Here is a 23,571-nt window from a genome sequence, read left to right on the forward strand (position 1 = left end):
GCAGTGCAGGATGGCGGCATGTGGCACAACCTGATGCACCTCGACCTGTCCGTGTGGGAGAAGGTCGTGCGGACCGTCGCCGTCTACCTGGTGCTCGCGGTGCTGATCCGGCTCGCCGGAAAGCGCGACCTGGCTCAGCTCAACGCCTTCGACCTCGTGGTCATGCTGCTGCTGAGCAACGTGGTCCAGAACGCGGTGATCGGGCAGGACAACACCCTGCTGGGTGGGGTGATCGGCGCCGTCGTGCTCGTCGGCGTCAACGCCGGGACCGTGCGGCTCGCCCGGCGCAGTGACCGGGTGGCCCGGCTCGTCGAGGGCACCGCGACCACCCTCGCGCGGGACGGGCGCTGGGACGACGAGGCGCTGCGGCACGAGGGGCTGCGCAAGGCCGACGCCGAGGCGGCCCTGCGCCGTCAGAACGCGAACAGCGTGCGGGACGTCGAGCAGGTGAGCATCGAGCCGGGCGGCGCGATCGTCGCCACGCTGCGCGAGGACCTGCAGTCGGCGACCAAGGCCGACGTGCAGCGGATCGAGGCCAAGCTGGACGCTCTGCTGGCGCAGCGCTGACGTGCCGAACGGGCGGGCGTGACCGGAGGCCACACCCGCCCGTTCGGCGTCGGACTGATCAGATGCAGACGGTCCCGACGAGAGGAACCACCACGCAGACGGTGCCGGTCCCACCCGTGGGCGGCGGCACCACCGGGGTGGTGGGCGTCGTGGCCGGGAGCAACCCGCCGAGGAGCCCGGTGACCGTGGTCACGAGACTCTGCAGGGCCGTGGGGTCGAGAGCACCGGCCGGGACCGGCACACCGGACAGGCCGCTGAGCTCCCCGATGATGTTCTGCAGCAGCGCGGTGACCAGCGACGGGTCAGGCGCGCCGCCCAGCAGGGCGGTGAGCTGGTCGGGCGTGAAGGCGCTGCCCAGCAGGACGGTCAGCGAGTCCAGCGACGGCGTACCGGCGTTGAAGCCGCTCAGCAGCGCGTTGAGCTGCCCGGCGTCGAGCTGGCTGGTGACACCCGGGAGCAGGTCCTCGAGCAGGGTGGTCAGCTGGGACAGGTCGATCGCCTTGCCGGCCGCACCGGTCGCGATCGCGAGCAGGTCGAGCTTCATGCCCGTTCCGGCGGCACGCGAGCTCGAGTTGGGCGCGGAGCAGGCGTAGCCGACCCGCGCGGTCTGGACCTGCTCGTTGTGGACCCGCGCCGCGTAGCGCACCTTCGCGTGCTTCAGCTGACGCTTCGCCTTCCGGATCGCTGCGGCGCGGTGCGTGTGCTTCGCGGCGCGCAGGGCCTTCCGTGCCCGGACCAGCTTGCGGTGCGCGGCGGCACGGGAGCTCTTCGCGAGCGCCAACGCCGTCTGGGCGTTCGCGCACTCGTCGGTCACGCCGGCGCGAGCCGCTGCGCCCGGCGCAGCGCTTGCGGACGTCGACTCCACGAGCGCCGGTGCCAGCGCGAGCGACGCGGTCACGGCCGCGGTCAGCAACGCCGACCAGGTCTTCCTCTTGAACTCCATGCGATCTCCCTCTCGGAACGTCACATCCCGCCACAGGATGCAAGGTCGTACGACCCCCACTACCCGAGAATGGGGCATATGTCCGAAATGTACACTAATTGACCGTGGATCGGTATGGCACCGTGAGACCGTGCCCGGAGTCACCCGAGGACCTCTACGCCCGCGTGGTCGCCGCCGTCGGCGAGCACGGCCGCCTGCCGCAGTCGGACGCCGTGACGTGGGAGAGCTTCCCGTGGGAAGTGGTCGACGGAGCGCTCGTGCCCAAGGTGCTGCGCCCGCCGCTGCACGCCGAGCCACCCCGCAAGGGCGATCCCGGCGGCGACCCGTGCCCGACCTGCGCGGGCGCCGGCGGCGAGACACGGATCTGGGAGAACGACCGCTGGAGCGTGCGGCCCTTCCACCGCTCGGGGATGCCGCTGGTGCTGTTCCTGGAGCCGCGCGAGCACCTCGACTTCACCGACCTCGACGACGACCTCGCTGCCGAGTACGGCCGGCTGACCGTCTGGCTGACCCGGATCATGAGCAACCTGCCGTACGTCGGACGCGTCCACGTCTTCCGTGTGGGCGACGGCGTCTCCCACCTGCACGTCTGGTTCGTCGCCCGCCCCGAGCGCCTGCCCGGCATCGTCGGGTCGATGGCGATGGAGTGGGACGACCTCCTCCCGCCGCCGCCCGAGGAGGTCTGGCGGGCCGACCTGGGCACGGTGGCCCGTCACCTCGCGACGCACGACGGACGCGCGCTGGTCTGAGCCGCAGGGTTTCGAGGCGGTTGCTGCGCAACCACACCTCAACCATCCAAGCCGGGCCTCGTCAGTGCCGGTCGTTGCCCCAGTCGACGAAGCCGCTCGGGTCGTGACGGCCCATGCTCGCGTGCTCGAAGAGGCCGTAGCCCAGGGCGCCGTCGCAGGTCGCCCGGGCGGCGTGGTCGGTCACGCCGAACGGGATCCGTCCGGCCACGTCGGGGTCGCTGAGCCGGTGGGTGACCCGCTCGGCGAAGGCCTCGCCCTTCCACTGGCCGTGGGTCCACTCCGGGTCGCCGCCGTAGCCGCCGCCGACGTGCAGGGTGACCGCGGTGCGCGGCTCGACGTCGATCACGACCGGCTTGCCACCCCACCCGGTGCAGGTCAGCCGCGCCCGGGTCGGGGTCCGGCTGCCCGGGGCGTAGTCGATGTCGACCTGCGGCCACCCGAGCTGCTCGACGCGACCGTCGCGCCAGATCCGGGTGGCGTCGTTGAGGGTCCGGAAGCCGTCGGCGTCCTCCTGGGCGATCACCACCACGGCGTACTCCTCGAAGCGGAGCGGCACGTAGAGCCACCAGAACCCCTCCATCGGCGGGTCCTGCGGGCGGCCGCCCGGCTCCGCCTCGCCGACGGGCCGGATGCCCCACGAACGGTCGCGGCTGCCCATCCACCGGTCGGGCGTGATCGCGGTCTCCTCGCCGTCGACGACGAGCGTGCCGGCCCACGAGCCGAGCTGGGCGAACCGCTGCGCGTCGAGGGTCGGGCGGACGCCGTTGAGCATCAGGTGCGGCTGCTCCTGCACGACCTCGAAGGAGCCCTCCCAGGTGAGGTCGAAGGCGATCCCCTCGGTCTCCTCGAGCACCAGGCGCACCTGCTGCAGCGGCTCGACGACCTCGATCCGGTAGCCGCCGACGCGCTGGTGCAGCCGATCGTCGTCGATCGCGTCCGAGAGGTGCACGGCCGTCTGCTCGTCGCCGCGGCGTACGACGGCGTAGGCGTCCTTCACGCCGAGGTTGGGGTAGTAGCCGAGCCCGGTGACCAGCATCAGGTCACCGGCGTCGCCCTCGTGGTCGACCTGCATCGCGTTGAAGTAGCAGCGGTCGTAGAAGTTGCGGTCGCTGCTGCCCGGGCGCGCGGCCGGCAGCGGTGCCTGGTGGACGGGGTACTCGTCGAGCGGGCCGATCAGGCCGCGGGCCCTCATGCGCCCACGTCCTCGAGGAGGCGCTTGAACAGGGGCGCGTGGTGGAACAGGCTCTCCACGTCCTCGGGCAGCTCGATCTCGCCGAAGTGGGCCTGCCGCGTGCCCGTGCGCATGAACACGATCGCCCACAGCACGCCGGAGTAGATCTCGAACCAGCGCAGGTCGCCCACCTCGACCCCGGTGATCTCGGCGTAGGTGCGGCGCACGTCCTCGGCCCGGAGCACGTCGGGGAGACCGGGCAGCTCGAAGGTCTCCGCCAGGGTCTGGAAGACCTGGTGGGCGAACACCAGCCACCCGAGGTCGAGCTCGCGCGGCCCGAGGCCGGCCATCTCCCAGTCGAGCACCGCGACCGGCGCGAAGTCGCGGTAGAGCACGTTGCCGATCCGGGCGTCGCCCCAGGACAGCACGACGTTGTCGGGGACGTCGGCCGCCGGCCAGTGCTCGTCGAGCCAGGACAGCGCCCGCTCGACCAGCGGCGACCGGTCGAGCTCGGCGGCGGCCCACTCGTACCAGGTCCGCGTCCTCTCGAAGTGCCGACGCAGCGGCGTGGGGCCGGCGTACTGCTCGCCGTCGAGACTGCGTGGATCGAGGAAGGCGAACGTGCGCGCGGCGTCCGGGATCTCGTGCAGCCCCGCGATCACCGCCACCGTGGCGTCCTGCAGCCGGCGCCGGTCCTCCGGCGCGGCGTCGAAGAACCAGTTCCCGCCGAAGGTGTAGGGCATCACGTCGGGCGGCACGATCCCGTCGATCCGCTCCATGAAGAAGAACGGCGACCCGAGCACCTCGCCGGTCGGCTCGAGCCAACGCGGCTCCGGGACCGGCACGTCGCTCAGCTCGCCGACCAGCCGGATCGCGTCGTGCTGGTGGCCGAGCGCGTACGACGGGAACACGGGCACGTCCTGGGCGTCCGGCGCGATCCGCACCACGAACTCCCCCGAGCGCCGCTCGCCGTCCTCGGTCCAGCTCACGTCGGCGAGGATCGTCTCGCTCGACATCCCGTTGGCGTCGGACGAGCCGCTCAGCACGACCTCGGGCTCGGCGCCGGCGGGCAGCTGCCCGGCCAGCCAGGAGGAGAGCGTGCGCCCCATCGCCTCGGGGTCACGGCTGCTGCGCTGGAGACGGAACTCGGGATCCGCGGCGTCGGTGGTCACGCCGCCAGAGAACTAGAACGTGTTCTGTTCTGTCAATGGTCCGTTGTGACCGCCGTCACCCGGCGGTGAAGCTCGTGGCGCCGGTCGAATCGGCCGGGCTCACCGCGACGTCCTCGACCTGCGCGTACGCCGGCCCGCGGCGGCACCAGGCCACCAGCTCCTCGACCGCGTCGGCAGACCCCTCGAAGTGCCCCGTCACCGACCCGTCCGGCTCGTTGCGCACCCAGCCGGCCACCCCGAGCGCGCGCGCCTGCTGCAGGGTGTGGAAGCGGAACGAGACCCCCTGCACCAGCCCCGTGATCCGCACCTCGACCGCCTTGCTCATGGCTCCATCATCCGGATAGTCCGGCACGTTCGGCACCACTCTGGTCACAAGAAGCAGTCCGAACGTGCCGGACTATCCCGAAATCAGGCGGGTCCTAGGCTGGCGGCATGTCCGTCGTGAAGATCAACGCCATCACCGTGCCGGCCGAGGCCGGGCCCGAGCTCGAGCGCAGGTTCGCGGCGCGGGCGGGCACCGTCGACGGGGCACCGGGCTTCCTGGGTTTCCAGCTGCTGCGTCCGGTGGCCGGGGAGGACCGCTACTTCGTGGTGACGCACTGGGCGGACGACGCGGCGTACGAGGCGTGGCGCGACGGTGACTCCCGGGCCGCGCACGCCGGCGAACACGGCAAGCCGGTGGCGAGCGGGGCCAACCTGCTGGAGTTCGAGGTCGTGCTGGACGTGAAGCCGACGGGCTAGGTTTCGACCCGCCGTCGCGGCTTCGCAAGCTCAGCCGCGGGCTTGCTCAACCTCTTCGCGTCGCGAGTGCGCTCGTCCCTCGCGCACTCGCGGCTCAGAGGATCGCTCCGGGCGAGTACGCCGCGGCCGCGGGATCGGTCGCCACGACCTCCTCGATCCGCCGTACGACGGCCTGGACCTGCGCGACCGCGGCCCCGGTGAACTCGATCGGGTCCTTGACCAACGCCGCGATCTGGTCGCGCGTGAGCCCGAGGCGCGTGTCGGTCGCGAGCCGGTCGTAGAGGTCGTTCTGGTCCAGCCCCTGCCGCATCTCCAGGGCGACGCCGACGGCGTGCTCCTTGATCGCCTCGTGGGCCTCCTCGCGCCCGACCCCGTTGCGCACCGCGGTCATCAGCACCTTGGTGGTGGTCAGGAACGGCAGGTAGCGGTCGAGCTCGCGCTGGATCACCGCCGGGAACGCGCCGAACTCGTCGAGCACGGTGAGGAAGGTCTGGAACAGCCCGTCGCAGGCGAAGAAGGCGTCCGGCAGCGCGACCCGGCGTACGACGGAGCAGGACACGTCGCCCTCGTTCCACTGGTCGCCGGCCAGCTCGCCGACCATGGAGAGCTGGCCGCGCAGCACGACGGCGAGGCCGTTGACCCGCTCGCAGGAGCGGGTGTTCATCTTGTGCGGCATCGCCGAGGAGCCGACCTGGCCCTCCTTGAAGCCCTCGGTGACCAGCTCGATGCCGGCCATCAGCCGGATCGTGGTGGCCAGGTTCGACGGACCGGCCACCACCTGCACGAGCGCCGAGACCACGTCGAAGTCGAGCGAGCGCGGGTAGACCTGGCCGACGCTGGTCAGCACCCGGTCGAAGCCGAGGTGGGCCGCGACCTGCTGCTCGAGGTCGGCGAGCTTGCCGGCGTCGCCGTCGAGGAGGTCGAGCATGTCCTGGGAGGTGCCCATCGGCCCCTTGATCCCACGCAGGGGGTAGCGGGCGAGCAGGTCGTCGAGCCGCTCGAGGGCGACCAGCATCTCGTCGGCGACCGTGGCGAACCGCTTGCCGAGCGTGGTCGCCTGCGCCGCGACGTTGTGCGAGCGGCCGGCCATCACCAGCGACTCGTGCTCGGTGGCCAGGCGACCGAGGCGGGCCAGGGTCGCGACGACGCGCTGCCGGACGACCTGCAGCGACTGCCGGACCTGGAGCTGCTCGACGTTCTCGGTCAGGTCGCGCGAGGTCATGCCCTTGTGGATGTGCTCGTGGCCCGCGAGCGCGCTGAACTCCTCGATGCGCGCCTTCACGTCGTGGCGGGTCACCCGCTCGCGCGCGGCGATCGAGTCGAGGTCGACCTTCTCGACGACGGCCTCGTAGGCCTCCACGACCCCGTCGGGCACGTCGATGCCCAGGTCGTGCTGGGCCTTGAGGACGGCGATCCAGAGCTGTCGCTCGAGGACGATCTTGTGCTCGGGGGACCAGAGGGCGGCGAGGTCGGCGCCGGCGTACCGGGTCGCGAGGACGTTGGGGACGGTCATGGTGGGCCAATTCTCCCATGCGCGGCCGCTGCTGCCGATGTCGGCGGAGTGTGCGAGATTCGGGGCATGCCCGAGCGTCCCGACGTGCCTCTGCGGTACGTCGAGCGGCTGCGCGCCCTGGTCGGGTCCTTCCCCGAGTGCGTCGAGGAGCCGGCCTGGACGGGCCTGCGCTGGCGGGTCGGCGGGGCCACGGTCGCGCACGTCTTCGGCGGCGAGGACCAGCTCTTCCGGATCACGTTCCGCGCCGAGCCCGACGAGGTGATGGCCTTCGAGCACCTCGGGCCGCCGTACTTCCGGGCGTCGTGGGGCCGCAACGTCGTGGGCATGCTGCTGGACGCGCACACCGACTGGGCCGAGCTCGGCGAGCTGCTCACCGACTCCTACTGCCTGCAGGCGCCGGCCACCCTGGCGGCGCGGGTGCCGCGACCCGGCGACTGAGGCGAGGTCAGGCCGGCGTGTCCTCGTTGACGATGTCCGCGGCCGCGCGCGAGGCGATGTCGTGGCGCCACTGGGCACCGTCGAACGAGATCGCGGTGACGCCCTGGTAGGCGCGCACCCGCGCGTGGGCGATGTCGTCGCCGACGGCGGTGACGGCCAGCACCCGGCCGCCCGCGGTGACGAGCCGGCCGTCGTCGTCGAGGGCCGTGCCGGCGTGGATCACGTCGATGTCGGGCTGCGCGTCGACGCCTTCGATGCCCCGGATCACGTCGCCGCTGCGGGAGGTCTCGGGGTAGCCCGCGCTGGCCATCACGACGGTGACGGCAGCGCCCGGCTTCCACCGCGGCGGCGCGACGTCGTCGAGCACCCCGTCGGCCGCCGCCTTGAGCAGGACCCCGAGCGGCGAGTCGAGCAGGGCCAGCAGTGCCTGGGTCTCGGGGTCACCGAAGCGGGCGTTGAACTCGACGACCCGCACGCCGCGCTCGGTCAGCGCGAGGCCGGCGTACAGGAGGCCCGAGAAGCGCACGCCGCGGCGGGCGAGCTCGTCGACCGTCGGCTGGAGCACGCGCTCGCGGACCTCGTCGACGAGGCCGTGGGGCGCCCAGGGCAGTGGCGTGTACGCGCCCATCCCGCCCGTGTTCGGACCCTCGTCGTTGTCGAAGATCCGCTTGAAGTCCTGGGCGGGCAGCAGCGGGTAGACCGTGCTGCCGTCGGTGATCGCGAACAGCGAGACCTCGGGCCCGTCGAGGTACTCCTCGACCAGCACCCGTTCGCAGGACACGGCGTGCGCGAGCGCGGCGGCACGGTCGTCGGTGACGACCACGCCCTTGCCCGCGGCCAGCCCGTCGTCCTTCACGACGTACGGCGGGCCGAAGGCGTCCAGCGCGGCCGCGGCCTCCTCCTCGGTCACGCAGACGTGGGCGAGGGCCGTCGGCACGTCGGCGCCGGCCATCACGTCCTTGGCGAAGGCCTTCGAGCCCTCGAGCTGCGCAGCCTCCGCGGACGGACCGAAGCAGGAGATGCCCCGGTCGCGGACCGCGTCCGCGACGCCCGCGACCAGCGGCGCCTCGGGGCCGACCACGACCAGGTCCACCGCGAGCCGCTCGGCCAGGTCGGCGACGTCCTGGCCGCTCATCGGGTCGACCGGGTGCAGCGTGGCGACTGCCGACATGCCGGGGTTGCCCGGCGCGGCGTGCACCTCGGTGACCGACGGGTCGCGCGACAGCGCCAGGGCCAGGGCGTGCTCGCGGCCACCGGTGCCGATCACGAGGGTCTTCACGCGACGGGATCCTATCGACCGGGACAGTCCGGCACGTTCGGCATCCAAACCGGCCGAGATGTCCGTCCGAACGTGCCGGAGTATCCGCCAGTCAGCCGCCGTCGCTCAGCCGCGGTGGCGCCGCACCCGTTCCTCGTACGCCGCCCGGGCACCCTCGTCGGCGTCGGCCAGGACCGTGTCGGCCTTCATGAGGTGGCCGAGAGCCTCCTTGGCCCGTAGCGGCATGAGGTCGGCGGCTCGCGACACCCCCTTGCTCCAGCGGGGCACCCAGCTCTCGGGGCGAGGGCGGCGGATCGTCTCGACGATCACCTCGGCGACGTCCTCGGCGCTGACCGGGTGGACGCCCCGCGCTGCCGGCACGCCGGCGGCGAGCTCGGTGCGCACGACGGTCGGCAACACCATGCTGACGTCGACCCCGCTCGGCGCCAGCTCGGCGCGGGTGGCCTCGCTGAACCCGACGACCGCGAACTTCGAGGCGGAGTAGGTGGCGCCGTGCGGCACGGCCACCCGTCCCACCGCGGAGGCGACGTTGACGATGTGGCCCCGGCCCCGCTCGACCATGCCGGGCCCGACTGCCTTGGTCCCGTTGATCACGCCGTGCAGGTTCACGTCGACGATCGCCCGGGCGACGTCGGCGGGCTCCTCGAGCACGGGCCCAAGCGGCATGATGCCGGCGTTGTTGACCAGGACCTCGACCGGTCCGAGCACCGCCGTCTGGACGAGGAAGGCCTCCCAGGAGGCCGGGTCGGCGACGTCCAGGGCCGCGGCGAGCACGACCGCGCCGGTGCGGTCGGCGATGTCGTCCTCGGCGGCGCTCGCGAGCCCGGCGTCGACGTCCCCGACGGCGACGCGGGCCCCGAGCTCGGCCAGCCGCTCCACGGTGGCGCGCCCGATGCCGCGCGCTCCCCCCGTCACCACGACGGTCAGGGAGTTGAGGTCGGCGTACCCGCTCATGCAGAGGACCTGTCGCGCGCTCGCAGGTCGACCGGCTGGCCGTCCTTGGGGAAGGGCAGGGAGGCGTAGTCCAGAGGCGCCCGGTACGCCGGGTCGACGGACCACTCGAACCGCCGCAGCAGCTCGAGCAGGATCAGCTTGGCCTCGACGCCGGCGAAGAACATGCCCAGGCACTTGTGCACGCCGGAGCCGAACGGCATCCACGCATGCCGGTGGACCTTGTCCTCGCGCCGCTCATCGGCGAACCGCTCGGGGTCGAACCGCTCGGGCTCGTCCCAGAGCTCGGGCATGTGGTGACCGAGGTGCACCATCACCGCCGTCAGGCGACCCGCCGGGACGCGGTGGCCCAGCACCTCGGTGTCCTTGACCGCCTGTCGGGCGAGCACCGGCACCGGGGGCAGCAGCCGCAGGCACTCCTTCATCACCAGATCGAGGTCCGCGACGGCGTCCAGCTGGTCGAGCGTCGGCGCCTCGGGCAGGCACATCGCCTGCTCCCGCAGCCGTTGCTGCCACTCCGGGTGCTGACCGAGCTGCTGCATCATCGTCGACACGGTGATGGTGGAGGTGTCGTGGGCCGCCATCAGCAGGAAGACCACGTGGTTCACGACGTCCTCGTCGGTGAACGCCTCTCCCTCGTCGCTCAGCCGGCAGAGCACCGAGAACAGGTCGTCGCCGGCACCGGCGCGCTTGCCGGCGACGTGCCGGCCGAGGAAGTCCTCGAGCACGCGGCGGCCGCGATGCCCGCGGCCCCAGCGCGTGCCCGGCAGCGGCAGCCGGACGAGCGCGGTCGCGGCCTGGACGCAGTCCACGAACGCGGCGTTGACCCGGTCGAGCTCGTCGGGCGACGCCAGGTGCGGACCGCCCATGAAGACCTGGGTCGCGAGGTCGAGGGTGAGCTCCTTGAGGGCGGGGTACGCACGGAACCCGGCCTGCGGCCGCCAGCGCGCGACGCCCTCGGCGACCGCGGGGGCGAGCGCCGCGGCGTACCCGCTCAGGCGGTCGCGGGTGAACGCCTCCTGGAGCAGCCGCCGGTGCCGGTGGTGCTCCTCGAAGTCGAGCAGCATCAGCCCGCGGTCGAAGAACGGCCCCACCAGTGCGCCCCAGCCCGGGGCGTTCGCGAACGCCTTGTCGGCGTTGCGCAGCGCCTCCCCGCACGCATCCGGGCCGAGGAGCACGGTCCACCGGCGGCCGACGAAGTCCATCTCCGAGACGGGCCCGAAGTCGTCGTACTGCTCGCGCATCATGCGCAGGGGGTCACGCAGGTACGCGAACGTGCCGCCGATGTAGGGGAGCCCATGACGCCGCGGGGGCAAGGGCCTTTCGGCCAGGGAGGTGGTCCCGGTCACGGTGCTCCAATCTGACAGGACGTCCTGTCAGTTTGGTACCGGCGCCCGGATCGGTCAAGGTGGGGGCATGGACGCCCCCACACGCAGCTACGGCGGCAAGACCGCGCAGGAGCGTGCCGCCGAGCGGCGGGAGCGCCTGGTCGCGGCCGCGATCGAGGTGCTCGCCGAGCAGGGAGCGGAGCACACCACGATGACCGGAATCTGCGCGGCTGCCGGGCTCACGGAGCGCTACTTCTACGAGAGCTTCGCCTCGCTCGACGAAGCGATGCTGGCTGCCCTCGACAGCGTGTGCGCGGAGATCGCGGAGCTGGTCGTGTCGACGCTGCAGACCACCCACGGGCCCCCGGAGGGCCGGGTGCACGCGCTGGTGGTCGCGTTCTTCGACCTGGTCGAGGAGTCCCCCGGCAAGGCACGGGTCGCCGTGGTCGAGTCCGCGGCCAACGCCGTGCTGAGACCCCGGCGCCACGAGCTGATCCAGATGTTCGCCCAGCTGGTCGCCGACGAGGCGGCCGTTCTCTACCGCGACCAGGCCTGGCCCGAGGAGCGCGCCCGGATCCACGGGCTGGTCTTCATCGCCGGGCTGGCCGAGCTGGTGGGCGCCTGGCTGACCGGGGCGGTGGAGACCACGCGCGAGGAGCTGGTCGACGCCTGCGAGAGCCTGTTCGTCGCATTCACCCGACGCGACGGCTGACCGAGGCGGAGTACGCCGCCGGCCGGTAGCGCAGGATCGGGTCGTCGGAGAGCTCGATGCCGTCGACCACGCGCGTCGGGTCGAACACGACCACCTCGCCGCCCTGCTCGCGGTCGGGGTCGGGCCCCGTGACCTCGATCGTCCCGGCGTCGAACCACGGACCCTTCCAGACCGACATCGGGTCGTGCGGGTCGTCGCCGGGTCCGGCGGTCTGCACCTCGAGGGTGTGCCGCACGGGGTGCTCGGCGAGACGGGCCAGGATCTCCTCGCGCAGCCGGTCACGACCCTCGAACCGGCCCGCGGGTCGCTGGTCGCCACCACCCTGCGGGGTGAACCGGTAGCGCACCCACGTCTGCGTGCCGTCGGCGGCGATCCACTGGTAGGCGTGGATCGGGTAGTAGCTCGCCTCGGCGTACGAGTACGGCGGGACGATCGCCTTCGCACGCGCGTTGGCCAGCGTCGCCGGGATCGCGTCGGGGTGCCGCGCCAGGAACAGCGGCAGCTTCAGCGGGTTGCCGGCAGCCTCGACCAGCTCCAGGAACGCCTCGGGGGTGCGCACCGGGAAGCGCGGAGCGGTCTGGCCGAGGAGGTCGGTCGCGGTGCCGTCGAGCAGCCGGAACGACACCGCCATGCCGCGCACGTCGGTGCCCTTGTCGGAGTTGCGGGGATTGCCCCCGCCGTTGGACCAGCGGACCCGCACCGGCACCGGGTCGCCCTGCAGGTGGCCGGCCCGACAGAGCGCAGCCGCCTGCGGCGTCGCGGTGAACGTGCCCGCGTAGAACGCGCCCTTGGCGTGCAGCGTGCGGCTGCCGTCGTGGCGCCCGAAGACCCCGTTGATCCGGTCGATCGCGCGCTCGGGATCGACCGTGCCGTCTGCTGCCATCGCTGCCTCCTGGTCGCGGGCCCCGCGGGCCGATCCTAGGGCCGGCGGGTGTCGACCCGCGCGCGCCTCCTCGGGCACCGGATCAGCGGTCGCGGACGACCACGGTCTGCTCGCGACCCGGCCCGACGCCGACCGCCCAGAACGGCGCGCCGGACATCTCCTCGAGAGCCTGCACGTAGGCCTGTGCGTTCTTCGGCAGCTCCTCGAAGCTGCGGCAGCCGGAGATGTCCTCGCCCCAGCCCTCGAAGTACTCGTAGACCGGCGTGGCGTGGTGGAACTCCGTCTGGGTCATCGGCATCTCGTCGTGCCGGACGCCGTCGACCTCGTACGCGACGCACACCGGGATCCGCTCCCAGGTGTCGAGCACGTCGAGCTTGGTGAGGAAGAACTCCGTGAGCCCGTTGACCCGGGCCGAGTAACGCGCGACGACGGCGTCGTACCAGCCGCACCGGCGGGTCCGGCCGGTGGAGACGCCGATCTCGCCACCGATCCGCTGGAGGTTCGCGCCGTCCTCGTCGAACAGCTCGGTCGGGAACGGACCGGACCCCACCCGCGTCGTGTAGGCCTTGATCACGCCGATCACGCGGTCGATCCGCGTCGGGCCGACGCCCGCGCCGACGCACACGCCCCCGGCCACCGGGTTGCTGCTGGTGACGAACGGGTAGGTGCCGTGGTCGACGTCGAGCATGGTCGCCTGGGCACCCTCGAAGAGAACCGTCCTTCCCTCGTCGAGCGCCCGGTTGAGCAGCAGGCTGGTGTCGGCGACCATCGGGCGCAGCCGGTCGGCGTACGAGAGCAGCTCCTCGACGACGGCGTCGACCTCGACCGCGCGGCGGTTGTAGATCTTCGCGAGCACCTGGTTGCGCACCTCGAGCGCGGCCTCGACCTTCTGGCGCAGGATTCCCTCGTCGAACAGGTCGGCCACCCGGACGCCGACGCGGTTCACCTTGTCGCCGTACGCCGGCCCGATGCCGCGCCCGGTCGTGCCGATCTGGTTCTTGCCGAGGAAGCGCTCGCTGACCTTGTCGATCGCGACGTGGTACGACGCGATGACGTGGGCGTTGGCGCTCACGACGAGCTGCGCGACGTCGACACCACGAGCGATCAGGCCGTCGAGCTCGGCGAAGAGGGCCTCCGGTGAGACCACGACACCGTTGGCGATCACCGACGTCGCGCCCGGGGTGAGGATGCCGGAGGGCAGCAGGTGGGTGGCGTACTTCTCGCCGTTGACCACGATCGTGTGGCCGGCGTTGTGGCCGCCGCTGGTGCGGACGACGAAGTCGATCGGCTGGCTGGTGGCGAGCAGGTCGGTCGCCTTGCCCTTGCCTTCGTCACCCCACTGGGCTCCGAGGACCACGATCGCGGGCATGTGCACCCCTCTCCGTGCCGCTTCCGTGCCGTTTCTCTGGTCGGCTGTGCTGGGCGGCTGTCTGCAGGCGGCACCGGGCTGGGCGGTCCGCTGCGCTGGTCGAGCAACGGGTGGAACAACAAGAGCCCGGCGTGCAAGTGCACGGGGCTCTTGCGGCCACACGCTACCAAATCCGGCGGGTGGGACCGATCGGGCCGTCGCGGCGGCCCGGTGACCTAGTGTGCAGGACGTGGAACCACTCCTGCTGATCACGCACTCCGACGCCGGCGGCTCCGACGCCCTCGGCGACGCGCTGGAGGTGCTCCACGGCCACGCGTCCGTCGAGGTGGCCGAGACCAGCAACCCCGGGGAGCTCGACGGCGTCCTCCATCGGGCCGGGAGCCGCCCCATCGTGGTCGCGGGTGGTGACGGCACCCTCCACGCCGTGATCGCCACGCTCCACCGGCGCAACGACCTGGCCGGAAAGGTGCTCGGCCTGCTCCCCCTCGGCACCGGCAACGACTTCGCCCGCACCGTCGGGATGCCGCTGGACGCGGTCGAGGCGGCCAAGGCCCTGGTCTCGGCCGTCCCCCGGGAGATGGACCTCATCGTCGACGAGCTCGGCGAGGTCGTCGTGAACAGCGTGCACATCGGCGCGAGCGCGCTCGCCAGCCACCACGGCGCGACCTGGAAGGAGCGCCTCGGCCCGTTCGGCCTCGGGCTGATCGGCTACCCCATCGGCGCCGCCATCGCGGCCGTGCGTCCGCCGTTCGTGCGCGTGCGCGTCGAGGTCGACGGCGTGGTCGTCGCCGACGTCGACCGGCACGTCCTCATGGTGGCCGTGGGCAACGGCATCAGCGTCGGCGGCGGCACCGAGCTGACCCCCGACGCCGACCCCACCGACGGCGAGGCGGACGTGCTGGTGTCGTTCGCGACCACCCCACGGGCCCGTCTCGGCTACGCCCTGGACCTGGTGCGGCGCAACCACGCCGACCGGGACGACAGCGTCTACCTCCGCGGTCGGCAGGTGTCCGTCGCCGGCGAGAGCTTCTGGCTCAGCGCCGACGGCGAGATCAGCGGTCCCGAGGGCAGGCGGACCTGGCACGTGGAGCGCGCGGCGTACTCCCTGCTGGTGCCGCGCGACGCCGCGACCCGCTAGCCCGCCCCCGACACGCAGCGAGCCGATCCGAGCCAGCCCGCGGCGAAGCGGAGCGAGCCGATCCGAGCCAGCCCGCGGCGCGGTCGTGTCTGGACTGACGAGCGATGCGACGAAGGAGCGAGCGAGGAGGGAAGACGCGACCTGAGAGCGCCGCGGGCACGGCGAAGCGGAGCGAGCCAATTCAACTAGTACTCGATCGCGCCCGTCCGTACTCCCCCGTGCGCCGCGAGGTCCTGGGCGACGGTGGGGTCGTCGGAGTCGGCGAAGTAGTCGTAGGACCTGGTCTCGTCGACACCGTTGGCCACCTTCGCCGCCCTGAGCGCGACGGTGAGCACGACCGCGACTAGCACGTTGATCACGAACGAGGTGAGGGCGATGTACCCGAGGTCGCCGATCACCGGCATCGCCGAGAGCGAGCCGCCGAAGTGCTTGCCGGTGGCGGGGTTGATCACCTGGTAGGCCTTCACGGTGCCGTAGACCATGCCGACCGCCCAGCCGACCAGCAGGGCCCACTTGTGGAACCACCGCGTGTAGAGGCTGAACACGATCGCCGGGAAGGTCTGCAGGATCCAGATCCCGCCGAGCAGCTGGAAGTTGATCGCGTTCTGCTTGTCCATCGTGAACACGAACGCCAGGGCGAAGGCCTTGACGACCAGCGACATCAGCTTCGAGACCTGCGCCTCCTGCGCGTGCGTGGCATCCGGCTTCACCCACGCCTTGTAGATGTTGCGGGTGAAGGTGTTGGCCGCCGCGATCGACATGATCGCCGCCGGCACCAGCGCACCGATCGCCACGGCCGCGAACGCCACCCCGGCGAACCAGCTCGGGAAGGAGTCCTCGAACAGCTGCGGGATCACCAGCTGCGGGTTGGGCTTGCCGTCCAGCCCGATCGGCTTCGTGCCGGCCGCGATCGCGACCCAGCCGAGCAGGGCCAGGAGCCCCAGCACGAAGGAGTACGCCGGCAGGATCGCGGCGTTGCGCCGGATCGTCTTGCGACTGCCCGAGGACAGCGACGCGGTGATCGAGTGCGGGTACATGAACAGCGCCAGTGCCGAGCCGAGGCCCAGCGTGGCGTACGCCCACATCTGGGGGTCACCGGGGATGAAGGCACCGTTGGGCGCCTTGGTCACCGGGTTGGTCGCCGCCATCTTGTCCTGGGCCGCCCCGAAGATGTGGTCCCAGCCGCCGAAGTGGTGCGGCAGGTAGATGATCGCGACGATGATCACCAGGTAGATCAGCCCGTCCTTGACGAACGCGATCACCGCGGGCGCGCGCAGGCCGGAGGTGTACGTGTACGCCGCGAGCAGCACGAACGCGATCAGCAGCGGCGCGTCCTTGGCGAACCAGTTGCCGCTGCCGCCGAGCCCGGCCACCTCGAGGACCGCCTGGATACCGATCAGCTGGAGCGCGATGTAGGGCATCGTCGCGAGGAAGCCGGTGAGCGCGACGGCCAGCGAGAGTCCGCGGTCGCCGTACCGGCCCTGGACGAAGTCCGCCGACGTGACGTAACCGTGCCGGTGGCTGACCGACCACAGCCGCGCCATGAAGACGAAGATGATCGGGTAGAGCACGATCGTGTAGGGCACCGCGAAGAAGCCGGCCACCGCGCCGGTGGCGAACATCGCGGCCGGCACCGCGATGAAGGTGTACGCCGTGTAGAGGTCACCACCCAGCAGGAACCAGGTGATCCACGTCCCGAACCGGCGCCCGCCGAGACCCCACTCGTCGAGGGACTCGAGGTGGTCGCCCCGCTTGAAGCGCGAGGCCATGAACCCCAGCACGGTGACGATCGCGAACAGCACGATCAGCACCGTCAGCGCGACACCGTTGACCCCCGTGCCGGTCGTCAGCGGCACCACCTGTGCCGTCGCCGCGCTCATGACCGGTACCCGTCGGTCCGGTCGCCCGGGTCACCGTGCCCGAGCCGGCGGGGCGGGCCGTCGTCGTCCGCGCCGGCGTGGCCCGAGAAGGGCGCTTCGCTCTCCCCCCGCGCGGCGAGCACCAGCCGGTGCGCTGTGTAGGTCAGCGCCGAGGTCACGAAGACCCAGGCGAACTGGTACCAGAAGAAGAACGGGATGCCCCACAGACGCGGGGTCTCCTTGGCGTAGCTGCTCACCCACATCAGGGCCACGACGGGGACGAGCAGGCAGACGCCGGCAGCCACGAGCAGGCCGGTGTTCGCAGGGGGCATGCGGACGACGAGGTCACCGTCGGTGCGATCGGTGACGTCCGGACCCGGCTCCCTCGGGGAGTTGACAGAGCTCATGCAGGTTCCGTACCCGTTCGTGACCCCCGTCACACCTCGCTCGCGGAACAGGTCGCCTCAGAGCAGGGCGTCGTACGCCTCCGGGCTGGAGTCGCGCAGGAAGTCGCGGCACCGCTGCACCTCGGCGGTCTCGCCGATCGCCTCCGCCCCGCGGGCCAGGGCAGCCAGGGCGCGGAGGAAGCCGCGGTTCGGGACGTGGTCCCACGGCACCGGTCCGTGACCCTTCCAGCCGTTGCGTCGCAGCAGGTCGAGGCTGCGGTGGTAGCCGACCCGAGCGAACGCGTACGCCGCCACGTCGTCGGTGCCCTCCGCCAGAGCGCCTTCTGCCAGCACCGCCCAGGCCAGAGGCGACTCCGGGTGGGCCACGACGACCGCCCGGGGCTCCTCACCCGCCGCGAGGGCCTCGGCCGCCGGGTCCTCGGGCAGCAGCGTGGGCGGGGGGCCGGCGATCAGATCGGGAAAAGTCATGGAGTAATTGTCCCAGCAAGGGTGTTGAGTTGCTTCGTGACCCAGATCGAGACGCCCGTCCCCGCTCCCGCCGCCGAGGTCGAGAACCCGTGGCCGGCGCTGTTCGCCCTGGTCCTCGGGTTCTTCATGATCCTGGTCGACCTGACGATCGTGATCGTCGCGACGCCGACGATCATCGACAAGCTCGACGCGAGCGTGAACCAGGTCGTCTGGGTGAGCAGCGCCTACATGCTCGCGTACGCCGTGCCGGTGCTGATCACCGGAAGGCTCGGCGACCGCTACGGCTCGAAGTACCTCTACCTCGCCGGCCTCACGGTCTTCACCCTCGCCTCGCTGTGGTGCGGGCTGTCGACCTCGATCGAGATGCTGATCGTCGCCCGCGTGGTCCAGGGTCTCGGCGCCTCGATGATCACCCCCCAGACGATGGCGATCATCACGCGCATCTTCCCGGCCGCGGAGCGCGGCAAGGCGATGGCCGTGTGGGGCGCGACCGCCGGCGTCGCGATGGTCGTCGGCCCGATCCTCGGCGGCGTGCTCACCGGCTGGCTGGGCTGGGAGTGGATCTTCTTCGTCAACATCCCCGTCGGCATCGTCGGGTTCGTGCTCGCCGTGCGACGGGTCCCCAAGCTGCCGACCAACGAGCACCGGTTCGACTGGCTCGGCGTCGCGCTGTCCGGCGTCGGCCTGTTCCTGCTCGCCTTCGGCATCCAGGAGGGCCATGACAAGCACTGGGCCGGCTGGATCATCACGATGATCGTGGGCGGTCTCGCGGTGCTCTGCGTGTTCGTCGGCTGGCAGGCGGTGAACAGGAAGGAGCCGCTGGTCCCGCTCGGGCTGTTCAAGGACCGCAACTTCTCGGTCTCCAACGTCGCGATCACCACGATGGGCTTCATCGCAGCGTCGTTCGGCTTCCCGCTGATGCTCTACGCCCAGGCCGTGCGCGGCTACAACCCCACGCAGGCGGCGCTGCTGCTGTTCCCGATGGCGATCATGTCGATCCTGCTCGCCAAGTTCGTCGGCGGCCTCACCGACCGGGTGCACCCGCGGCTGATCGTCGGCTTCGGCTTCGCGATGAGCGCCATCGGCATGCTGCTGATGACCCGCTGGCTCGAGCCGGGCACCAGCGTGTGGTGGCTGTGCGCCTTCCAGGTGCTCGTCGGCATCGGCAACGCGTTCATCTGGGCGCCGACGGCGGCCACGGCCACCCGCAACCTCCCGATGCACCAGGCGGGTGCCGGCGCGGGCGTCTACAACGCCACCCGTCAGGTGGGCTCGGTCGTCGGCTCGGCCGCGATCGCCGTGCTGATGTCCTCGCGGATCGCCCACTTCCTCCCGGGTGCTGCCGTGCAGGGCGAGGCCGGAGCGAACAAGATCCCCGACCCCCACGTCGCCGACCTGTTCAGCAACGCGATGCAGCAGTCCCTGCTGCTGCCGACCCTGGTCTACCTCGTCGGGCTCGTGGCGGTGCTGTTCTACGAGCGTCCGAAGCACACCGGCTACGGCGGCGCCCCTGCCGCGACGGTCGCTGCTCCTGTGGAGGGTTAGCGCGCGCGGCGCTGTAACGCGGGGTTAGAGACGCTGAACAAGGCGCGCGAGGCGCACTCAGTGACCACAACTCCGCGTCAGAGCGCCGATCGTCCGCTCATCACGTTCCTCGTGCCGTTGTCCCAGGTGTTTCCACAACGCCCTGATCGGCACTCCGGTCCACAGCCGACCGACCCCGCATCGCACGGGGCCGGCATCGTGGCCACAGTCGGAGCATGCGTCCCGCACTCCAGGCTCGTGCCAGTGCCCAAGGCGGCCTCGTCACCCGCGCCCAGGCCAAGGCAGCCGGGTACACCGAGCGCGAGCTGCGCACCCTGACGGCGGTCCGGGGCCCTTGGGTCACGGTCCGGCGCGGAGCGTACGTCGAGCGCACGCTGTGGGACAGCCTCGACGTGCATGACGGGCGAGCGCGACTGCGCGACCTGGCTGCCCACCTGACCATGACGACGGAGCACTTGATGAGCCACGACTCAGCGGCACGCACCCTCCGGCTCCCCATGCTGCGACCGAAGGAGGAGCTCGTGCACATCACTCGGTACGGCGTGGGCGGCACCCGCACCGAGCACGGCGTGAAGCACCACATGACCCGGCTCGGCCTGCTCAACACCCGGCTGATCGACGGGATGCGCATCACGGGTCTGGCCCGCACTGCGGTCGACATCGCCCGGGAGCACGGGTTCACCAGTGGCACGGTCGCGTGCGACGCCGCTCTGGAGCGCGGGCTGGTCATCGAGGATCTCGAGGCCGAGCTGGTGCCGATGTGGTGCTGGCCCGAGGTGACTCAGGCCCGCGCCGCAGTTGCCCACGCCCGGGCGGGCGCCGAGACTCCCGGCGAGACGCTGCTGCGACTGCTCGTCGTGGAGCTGGAGATCGGCGAGCCAGAGACGCAGTTCCCGGTCCGCGTCGGCGAGAGCACAGCCTGGACCGACCTCCGCGTCGGTTGTCACGTCTTCGAGTTCGACGGCCGGATCAAGTACCGCGGCACGGACGAGGGCGGCCTCGCGGACCGCCCCGTCAACGACATCCTGTGGGACGAGCGGACCCGGGAGCGCATGATCTGTGCCGAGGGTCTCGGCATGTCGCGGGTGACCTGGGACGAGTTGCTCGGCGTACGGAGAGAGCGCACCAAGGCGCGACTGCGCGCCGAGTACGACGTCACGACGCGCCGGTTCGGGGATGCGCTTCCCGGCCACTTGGCCGTGGCCGCCGCACGCATCCGAGCGACCAACCCTCGCGTGCGCCCCCGAGCCGCGCTGTGACGCGGGGTTCCTGACGCTGAGTGACCGTCCTGGGGCTTGTCCAGCGTCGACAACCCCGCGTTACAGCGGAGGCCGGTGCGGTCTCGCAGGCCGAGCTCAGCCGATCGAGTGCCCGGTCGCGCGAAGGTTCTCGCAGGCCTCGACGACGCGGGCGGCCATGCCGGCCTCGCCGGCCTTGCCCCAGGCACGGGGGTCGTAGGCCTTCTTGTTGCCGACCTCGCCGTCGACCTTGAGCACGCCGTCGTAGTTGCTGAACATGTGCGCCGCGACCGGCCGGGTGAAGGCGTACTGGGTGTCGGTGTCGACGTTCATCTTCACCACGCCGTAGTCGACCGCCGCGCCGATCTCGTCGGCCGTCGAGCCGGAGCCACCGTGGAAGACCAGGTCGAACGGCTTGGAGCCGGCGTCGAGGCCGAGCTTCGCGACCACGGCCTCCTGGGCCGCCTTGAGGATCTCGGGGCGCAGCTTGACGTTGCCCGGCTTGTAGACGCCGTGCACGTTGCCGAAGGTCAGCGCCGTCATGTAGCGGCCGTTCTCGCCGGTGCCGAGGGCCTCGACGGTCGCGAGGGCGTCCTCGGGGGTGGTGTAGAGCTTCTCGTCGATCGCGCCGACGATGCCGTCCTCCTCACCGCCGACGACGCCGACCTCGATCTCGAGGATCACGTGTGCCGCAGCGGCCTTGGCCAGCAGCTCGCGCGCGATCTCGAGGTTCTCCGTCAGCGGCACCGCGGAGCCGTCCCACATGTGCGACTGGAACAGCGGCGCCTCGCCCCGCGCCACGCGCTCGGCGGAGATCTCCAGCAGCGGGCGCACGAAGCCGTCGAGCTTGTCCTTCGGGCAGTGGTCGGTGTGCAGCGCGATGTTCACGGGGTAGCTCTTCGCGACCTCGGCCGCGTACGCCGCGAAGGCGAGCGAGCCGGTGACCATGTTCTTCACGTTCGGCCCGGAGAGGTACTCGGCGCCGCCGGTCGAGATCTGGATGATGCCGTCGCTGCCCGCGTCGGCGAAGCCCTGGAGCGCGGCGTTCAGGGTCTGCGACGACGAGACGTTGATCGCCGGGAACGCGAACGACTTCGCCTTGGCGGTGTCGAGCATCTCGGCGTACTTCTCGGGGGTGGCGATGGGCATGCGAATACTCCTGACGAACGGACCGGATGTGCCCAACCCTAGACGACCTGGAAGTTACCGTTCGGTCATGATCACGCTGACACCGCAGGCCCGGGCGATCGCCGCATTCGCCGTGTCGTTCGCCCTCGTCGCCGGGTACCTGAACCGGATCAGCTTCGGCCTGACGCTGCTCTTCGCGAACGGCCTGCCGTCGGGCCGGGGCGGCACGTTGATCGCCGGACTGTTCACGATCGCCGTCGCCGCGGTGGTGCTCTGGTTCACCACTGCGGTGGCGAAGCAGGAGACCACGGGGTGGGAGCGGCACCTGTCCCAGGCGGCCGTCGTGCTCGCCGTGCTCGGCACTGCGATCGCCGTCTTCGTCACGATCGGCGCGGTCGCGCACGGCGACGCCTCCGTGTCCGGCTCGTACTTCCCGTACGCCGGCTGATCACGCGGCGGCGGCACGACCGGCCCGCCACGCGGCCAGGGCCGCACCGACGAGCACGACCGCTCCGGCGACCGCTGCGACGTGCAGACCGTGCACATACGCCGCGCGTGCGGCCGCGAGCACGGCCTCGCCCGTCGAGCCCGGCAGCCGGGCGGCCGTCGCGACGGCTCCGGCGAGCGACTCCGCGGCCGGACCGTGCGTGTACGCCGCCGGGAGGCCGTGGCCCGCGTCCGACCGGTACGCCGCCGCGCCGATGCTGCCGAGCAGCGCGATGCCCAGCGCGCCACCGAGCTCGCTCGCGGCCTCCGACAGGGCGGCACCCGCACCGGCTTCCTCCGGTCGCAGGGCCGCCAGGACGACCTCCGAGCAGATCGTCATCGTGAGCACGAGCCCGGCCGCGAGGACGCCGCCGCCGACGAGCGTCAGGACCAGCGAGTCGGTGCCCACGGTGGTGAGCAGCACGAAGCCGGCGGCACCCAGGACCATGCCTGCGCCCGCGGCCCGCCCGCGGCCGATCCGCCGGCCCAGGGTCGAGGCGAACGGTGCCGTGAGGCTCACCCCGAGCGTCGGGACCAGGCTCCACAACGCAGCCTCGAGGGCGTCGTACCCGAGGACCAGCTGGAGGTAGCTGGTCATGAAGACGGCGTTGCCGATGAGGGCGAACGCGCAGACCACGTTGCCGGCGAGGGCGCCGCGGTAGGACCGGTTCGCCACCAGCGACGGAGCGACCATCGGGTCGGGGTGCCGGCGCTGCCGCCGCACGAACGCGGTGGCGAACAGCGCTCCGACGGCGATGCAGGCGATCCAGCGCGAGTCGGCACCGTGGGCCGCCCACTCCTTGATGCCGTAGACCGCGGGGATCACCGCGCCGAGGGACAGCAGCGAGCTGGTCAGGTCGAACCGGCGCCCCGGCCAGGTCTCGCCGCGCGGCAGCAGCAGCGGTCCGAGGACCAGGAGCAGGACCATCGCAGGGAGGTTCACCAGGAAGACCGATCCCCACCAGAAGTGCTGGAGCAGGACGCCGCTCAGGACGGGGCCGAGCCCGACCCCTCCGGTCATCACGCCGGTCCACGCGCCGATGGCCTTTCCACGCTGCCGCTCGTCTCGGAACAGCGTGCGGATCATCGACAGCGTCGAGGGCATCAACGTGGCGCCCGCGACGCCGAGCAGCGCGCGGGCCGCGATCAGCTGTCCCGGCGATCCGGCGTACGCGGCGGCCAGGGACGTCGCCGAGAAGGCGAAGGCCCCGACCAGCAGCAGCCGGCGCGCGCCGATCCGGTCGGCGACCGCGCCCATCGTGATCAGCAGGCCGGCCAGCACGAAGCCGTAGACGTCGAAGATCCAGAGCTGCTGGGTCGGCGAGGCGTGCAGGTCCCTGCTGATCTGCGGCACGGCGAAGTACAGGATCGAGACGTCCATCGAGACCAGCAGCAGCGGGAGCGCCAGGACGACGAACGCCGTCCACTCCTTGCGGCCGGCCCGGCCGGTGCCGAGCCCGGGCAGTTGTTCGGTGGCGGTCATGAC

At 71.6% G+C, this 23,571-nt stretch carries 24 protein-coding genes; 9 read left to right on the plus strand and 15 right to left on the minus strand.

Going from position 1 to position 23,571, the window contains the following annotated elements:
• Nucleotides 1-18: 18 nt before the first annotated feature.
• The gene (locus tag EFL26_RS09340) at nucleotides 19-567 is read left to right on the plus strand and encodes a DUF421 domain-containing protein (RefSeq protein ID WP_123222631.1); all 549 of its coding nucleotides are present in this window, start codon (nucleotides 19-21) and stop codon (nucleotides 565-567) included.
• 58 nt (nucleotides 568-625) lie between these two features.
• Here EFL26_RS09340 and EFL26_RS09345 read toward each other — a convergent pair whose 3' ends face one another.
• Nucleotides 626-1,510: a hypothetical protein gene (locus EFL26_RS09345; protein ID WP_123222632.1), complete on the minus strand. Its 885-nt coding sequence runs from the start codon at nucleotides 1,508-1,510 to the stop codon at nucleotides 626-628.
• 104 nt (nucleotides 1,511-1,614) lie between these two features.
• On the opposite strand from EFL26_RS09345, the gene EFL26_RS09350 reads away from it, so the two are divergent.
• Nucleotides 1,615-2,259, plus strand: coding sequence for a hypothetical protein (locus tag EFL26_RS09350; RefSeq protein ID WP_148046669.1), 645 nt, complete (start codon nucleotides 1,615-1,617; stop codon nucleotides 2,257-2,259).
• Between the two features lie 61 nt (nucleotides 2,260-2,320).
• Here the strand turns inward: EFL26_RS09350 and EFL26_RS09355 are convergent, their stop codons facing one another.
• From EFL26_RS09355 to EFL26_RS09365, 3 genes are read right to left on the minus strand one after another with little or no spacing between them, the layout of a single operon-like run.
• Nucleotides 2,321-3,451 (minus strand): Rv3169 family protein, encoded by a 1,131-nt coding sequence (locus tag EFL26_RS09355; RefSeq protein ID WP_123222634.1) that lies wholly within the window; start codon nucleotides 3,449-3,451, stop codon nucleotides 2,321-2,323.
• On the minus strand, nucleotides 3,448-4,602 hold the full coding sequence (locus EFL26_RS09360) for a phosphotransferase family protein (RefSeq protein ID WP_246000113.1): 1,155 nt from the start codon (nucleotides 4,600-4,602) through the stop codon (nucleotides 3,448-3,450). Before EFL26_RS09360 ends, EFL26_RS09355 begins: the two co-directional genes overlap by 4 nt.
• Before the next feature lie 55 nt (nucleotides 4,603-4,657).
• Nucleotides 4,658-4,927 (minus strand): acylphosphatase, encoded by a 270-nt coding sequence (locus EFL26_RS09365; protein ID WP_123222635.1) that lies wholly within the window; start codon nucleotides 4,925-4,927, stop codon nucleotides 4,658-4,660.
• Nucleotides 4,928-5,034: 107 nt separating this feature from the next.
• Between EFL26_RS09365 and EFL26_RS09370 the strand changes: the two genes are divergently transcribed.
• Nucleotides 5,035-5,343: an antibiotic biosynthesis monooxygenase family protein gene (locus tag EFL26_RS09370; protein WP_123222636.1), complete on the plus strand. Its 309-nt coding sequence runs from the start codon at nucleotides 5,035-5,037 to the stop codon at nucleotides 5,341-5,343.
• Between the two features lie 94 nt (nucleotides 5,344-5,437).
• Here the strand turns inward: EFL26_RS09370 and purB are convergent, their stop codons facing one another.
• Nucleotides 5,438-6,856: an adenylosuccinate lyase gene (gene purB, locus EFL26_RS09375; RefSeq protein ID WP_123222637.1), complete on the minus strand. Its 1,419-nt coding sequence runs from the start codon at nucleotides 6,854-6,856 to the stop codon at nucleotides 5,438-5,440.
• 66 nt (nucleotides 6,857-6,922) lie between these two features.
• Between purB and EFL26_RS09380 the strand changes: the two genes are divergently transcribed.
• Nucleotides 6,923-7,294, plus strand: coding sequence for an MmcQ/YjbR family DNA-binding protein (locus EFL26_RS09380; protein ID WP_123222638.1), 372 nt, complete (start codon nucleotides 6,923-6,925; stop codon nucleotides 7,292-7,294).
• Between the two features lie 7 nt (nucleotides 7,295-7,301).
• Here the strand turns inward: EFL26_RS09380 and purD are convergent, their stop codons facing one another.
• The 3 genes from purD to EFL26_RS09395 all read right to left on the minus strand — a co-directional run bounded on the left by purD (nucleotide 7,302) and on the right by EFL26_RS09395 (nucleotide 10,873).
• Complete coding sequence (gene purD, locus EFL26_RS09385; protein WP_123222639.1) at nucleotides 7,302-8,573, minus strand: phosphoribosylamine--glycine ligase; 1,272 nt, start codon at nucleotides 8,571-8,573, stop codon at nucleotides 7,302-7,304.
• Nucleotides 8,574-8,678: 105 nt separating this feature from the next.
• Complete coding sequence (locus tag EFL26_RS09390; protein ID WP_123222640.1) at nucleotides 8,679-9,527, minus strand: SDR family oxidoreductase; 849 nt, start codon at nucleotides 9,525-9,527, stop codon at nucleotides 8,679-8,681.
• Nucleotides 9,524-10,873: a cytochrome P450 gene (locus EFL26_RS09395; RefSeq protein ID WP_123222641.1), complete on the minus strand. Its 1,350-nt coding sequence runs from the start codon at nucleotides 10,871-10,873 to the stop codon at nucleotides 9,524-9,526. The genes EFL26_RS09390 and EFL26_RS09395 overlap by 4 nt, the downstream gene beginning before the upstream one ends.
• A gap of 67 nt (nucleotides 10,874-10,940) precedes the next feature.
• On the opposite strand from EFL26_RS09395, the gene EFL26_RS09400 reads away from it, so the two are divergent.
• Nucleotides 10,941-11,564 (plus strand): TetR/AcrR family transcriptional regulator, encoded by a 624-nt coding sequence (locus EFL26_RS09400; protein WP_123222642.1) that lies wholly within the window; start codon nucleotides 10,941-10,943, stop codon nucleotides 11,562-11,564.
• Here the strand turns inward: EFL26_RS09400 and EFL26_RS09405 are convergent.
• Nucleotides 11,545-12,447 carry a catalase family peroxidase gene (locus EFL26_RS09405; protein ID WP_123222643.1) on the minus strand — a complete coding sequence of 301 codons (903 nt, stop codon included), beginning with the start codon at nucleotides 12,445-12,447 and terminating at the stop codon, nucleotides 11,545-11,547. The two genes, EFL26_RS09400 and EFL26_RS09405, sit on opposite strands and share 20 nt — an antisense overlap.
• A gap of 82 nt (nucleotides 12,448-12,529) precedes the next feature.
• A complete protein-coding gene (locus EFL26_RS09410) occupies nucleotides 12,530-13,816 on the minus strand; it encodes an adenylosuccinate synthase (protein ID WP_123222644.1) in 1,287 nt (428 codons plus the stop codon).
• A gap of 229 nt (nucleotides 13,817-14,045) precedes the next feature.
• Between EFL26_RS09410 and EFL26_RS09415 the strand changes: the two genes are divergently transcribed.
• On the plus strand, nucleotides 14,046-14,954 hold the full coding sequence (locus EFL26_RS09415; protein ID WP_246000114.1) for a diacylglycerol/lipid kinase family protein: 909 nt from the start codon (nucleotides 14,046-14,048) through the stop codon (nucleotides 14,952-14,954).
• A gap of 185 nt (nucleotides 14,955-15,139) precedes the next feature.
• On the opposite strand, the gene mctP is transcribed toward EFL26_RS09415, so the two are convergent.
• From mctP to EFL26_RS09430, 3 genes are read right to left on the minus strand one after another with little or no spacing between them, the layout of a single operon-like run.
• Nucleotides 15,140-16,834: a monocarboxylate uptake permease MctP gene (gene mctP, locus EFL26_RS09420; RefSeq protein ID WP_123222645.1), complete on the minus strand. Its 1,695-nt coding sequence runs from the start codon at nucleotides 16,832-16,834 to the stop codon at nucleotides 15,140-15,142.
• Nucleotides 16,831-17,220, minus strand: a complete 390-nt coding sequence (locus EFL26_RS09425) for a DUF3311 domain-containing protein (protein WP_221176914.1) — start codon at nucleotides 17,218-17,220, stop codon at nucleotides 16,831-16,833. The genes mctP and EFL26_RS09425 overlap by 4 nt, the downstream gene beginning before the upstream one ends.
• 57 nt (nucleotides 17,221-17,277) lie before the next feature.
• On the minus strand, nucleotides 17,278-17,688 hold the full coding sequence (locus EFL26_RS09430) for a DUF3151 domain-containing protein (RefSeq protein WP_123222646.1): 411 nt from the start codon (nucleotides 17,686-17,688) through the stop codon (nucleotides 17,278-17,280).
• Between the two features lie 36 nt (nucleotides 17,689-17,724).
• Here EFL26_RS09430 and EFL26_RS09435 point away from each other — a divergent pair, with 36 nt between their 5' ends.
• Both EFL26_RS09435 and EFL26_RS09440 read left to right on the plus strand, forming a co-directional pair.
• Nucleotides 17,725-19,233, plus strand: coding sequence for a DHA2 family efflux MFS transporter permease subunit (locus EFL26_RS09435; protein WP_246000115.1), 1,509 nt, complete (start codon nucleotides 17,725-17,727; stop codon nucleotides 19,231-19,233).
• Nucleotides 19,234-19,448: 215 nt separating this feature from the next.
• Nucleotides 19,449-20,492, plus strand: coding sequence for a type IV toxin-antitoxin system AbiEi family antitoxin domain-containing protein (locus EFL26_RS09440; RefSeq protein ID WP_123222647.1), 1,044 nt, complete (start codon nucleotides 19,449-19,451; stop codon nucleotides 20,490-20,492).
• A 96-nt stretch (nucleotides 20,493-20,588) separates the two neighbouring features.
• Here EFL26_RS09440 and fbaA read toward each other — a convergent pair whose 3' ends face one another.
• Nucleotides 20,589-21,620: a class II fructose-bisphosphate aldolase gene (gene fbaA / locus EFL26_RS09445; RefSeq protein WP_123222648.1), complete on the minus strand. Its 1,032-nt coding sequence runs from the start codon at nucleotides 21,618-21,620 to the stop codon at nucleotides 20,589-20,591.
• 67 nt (nucleotides 21,621-21,687) lie between these two features.
• Here fbaA and EFL26_RS09450 point away from each other — a divergent pair, with 67 nt between their 5' ends.
• Entirely contained in the window at nucleotides 21,688-22,047 is a 360-nt protein-coding gene (locus EFL26_RS09450; RefSeq protein WP_123222649.1) for a hypothetical protein, read from the plus strand.
• On the opposite strand, the gene EFL26_RS09455 is transcribed toward EFL26_RS09450, so the two are convergent.
• Nucleotides 22,048-23,568 carry an MFS transporter gene (locus EFL26_RS09455; protein WP_123222650.1) on the minus strand — a complete coding sequence of 507 codons (1,521 nt, stop codon included), beginning with the start codon at nucleotides 23,566-23,568 and terminating at the stop codon, nucleotides 22,048-22,050. It lies immediately after the preceding gene.
• Between the last annotated feature and the right edge of the window lie 3 nt (nucleotides 23,569-23,571).

Origin of the sequence: Nocardioides pocheonensis, from assembly GCF_003725535.1 — a bacterium.
Taxonomy (GTDB): Bacteria; Actinomycetota; Actinomycetes; order Propionibacteriales; family Nocardioidaceae; genus Marmoricola; species Marmoricola pocheonensis.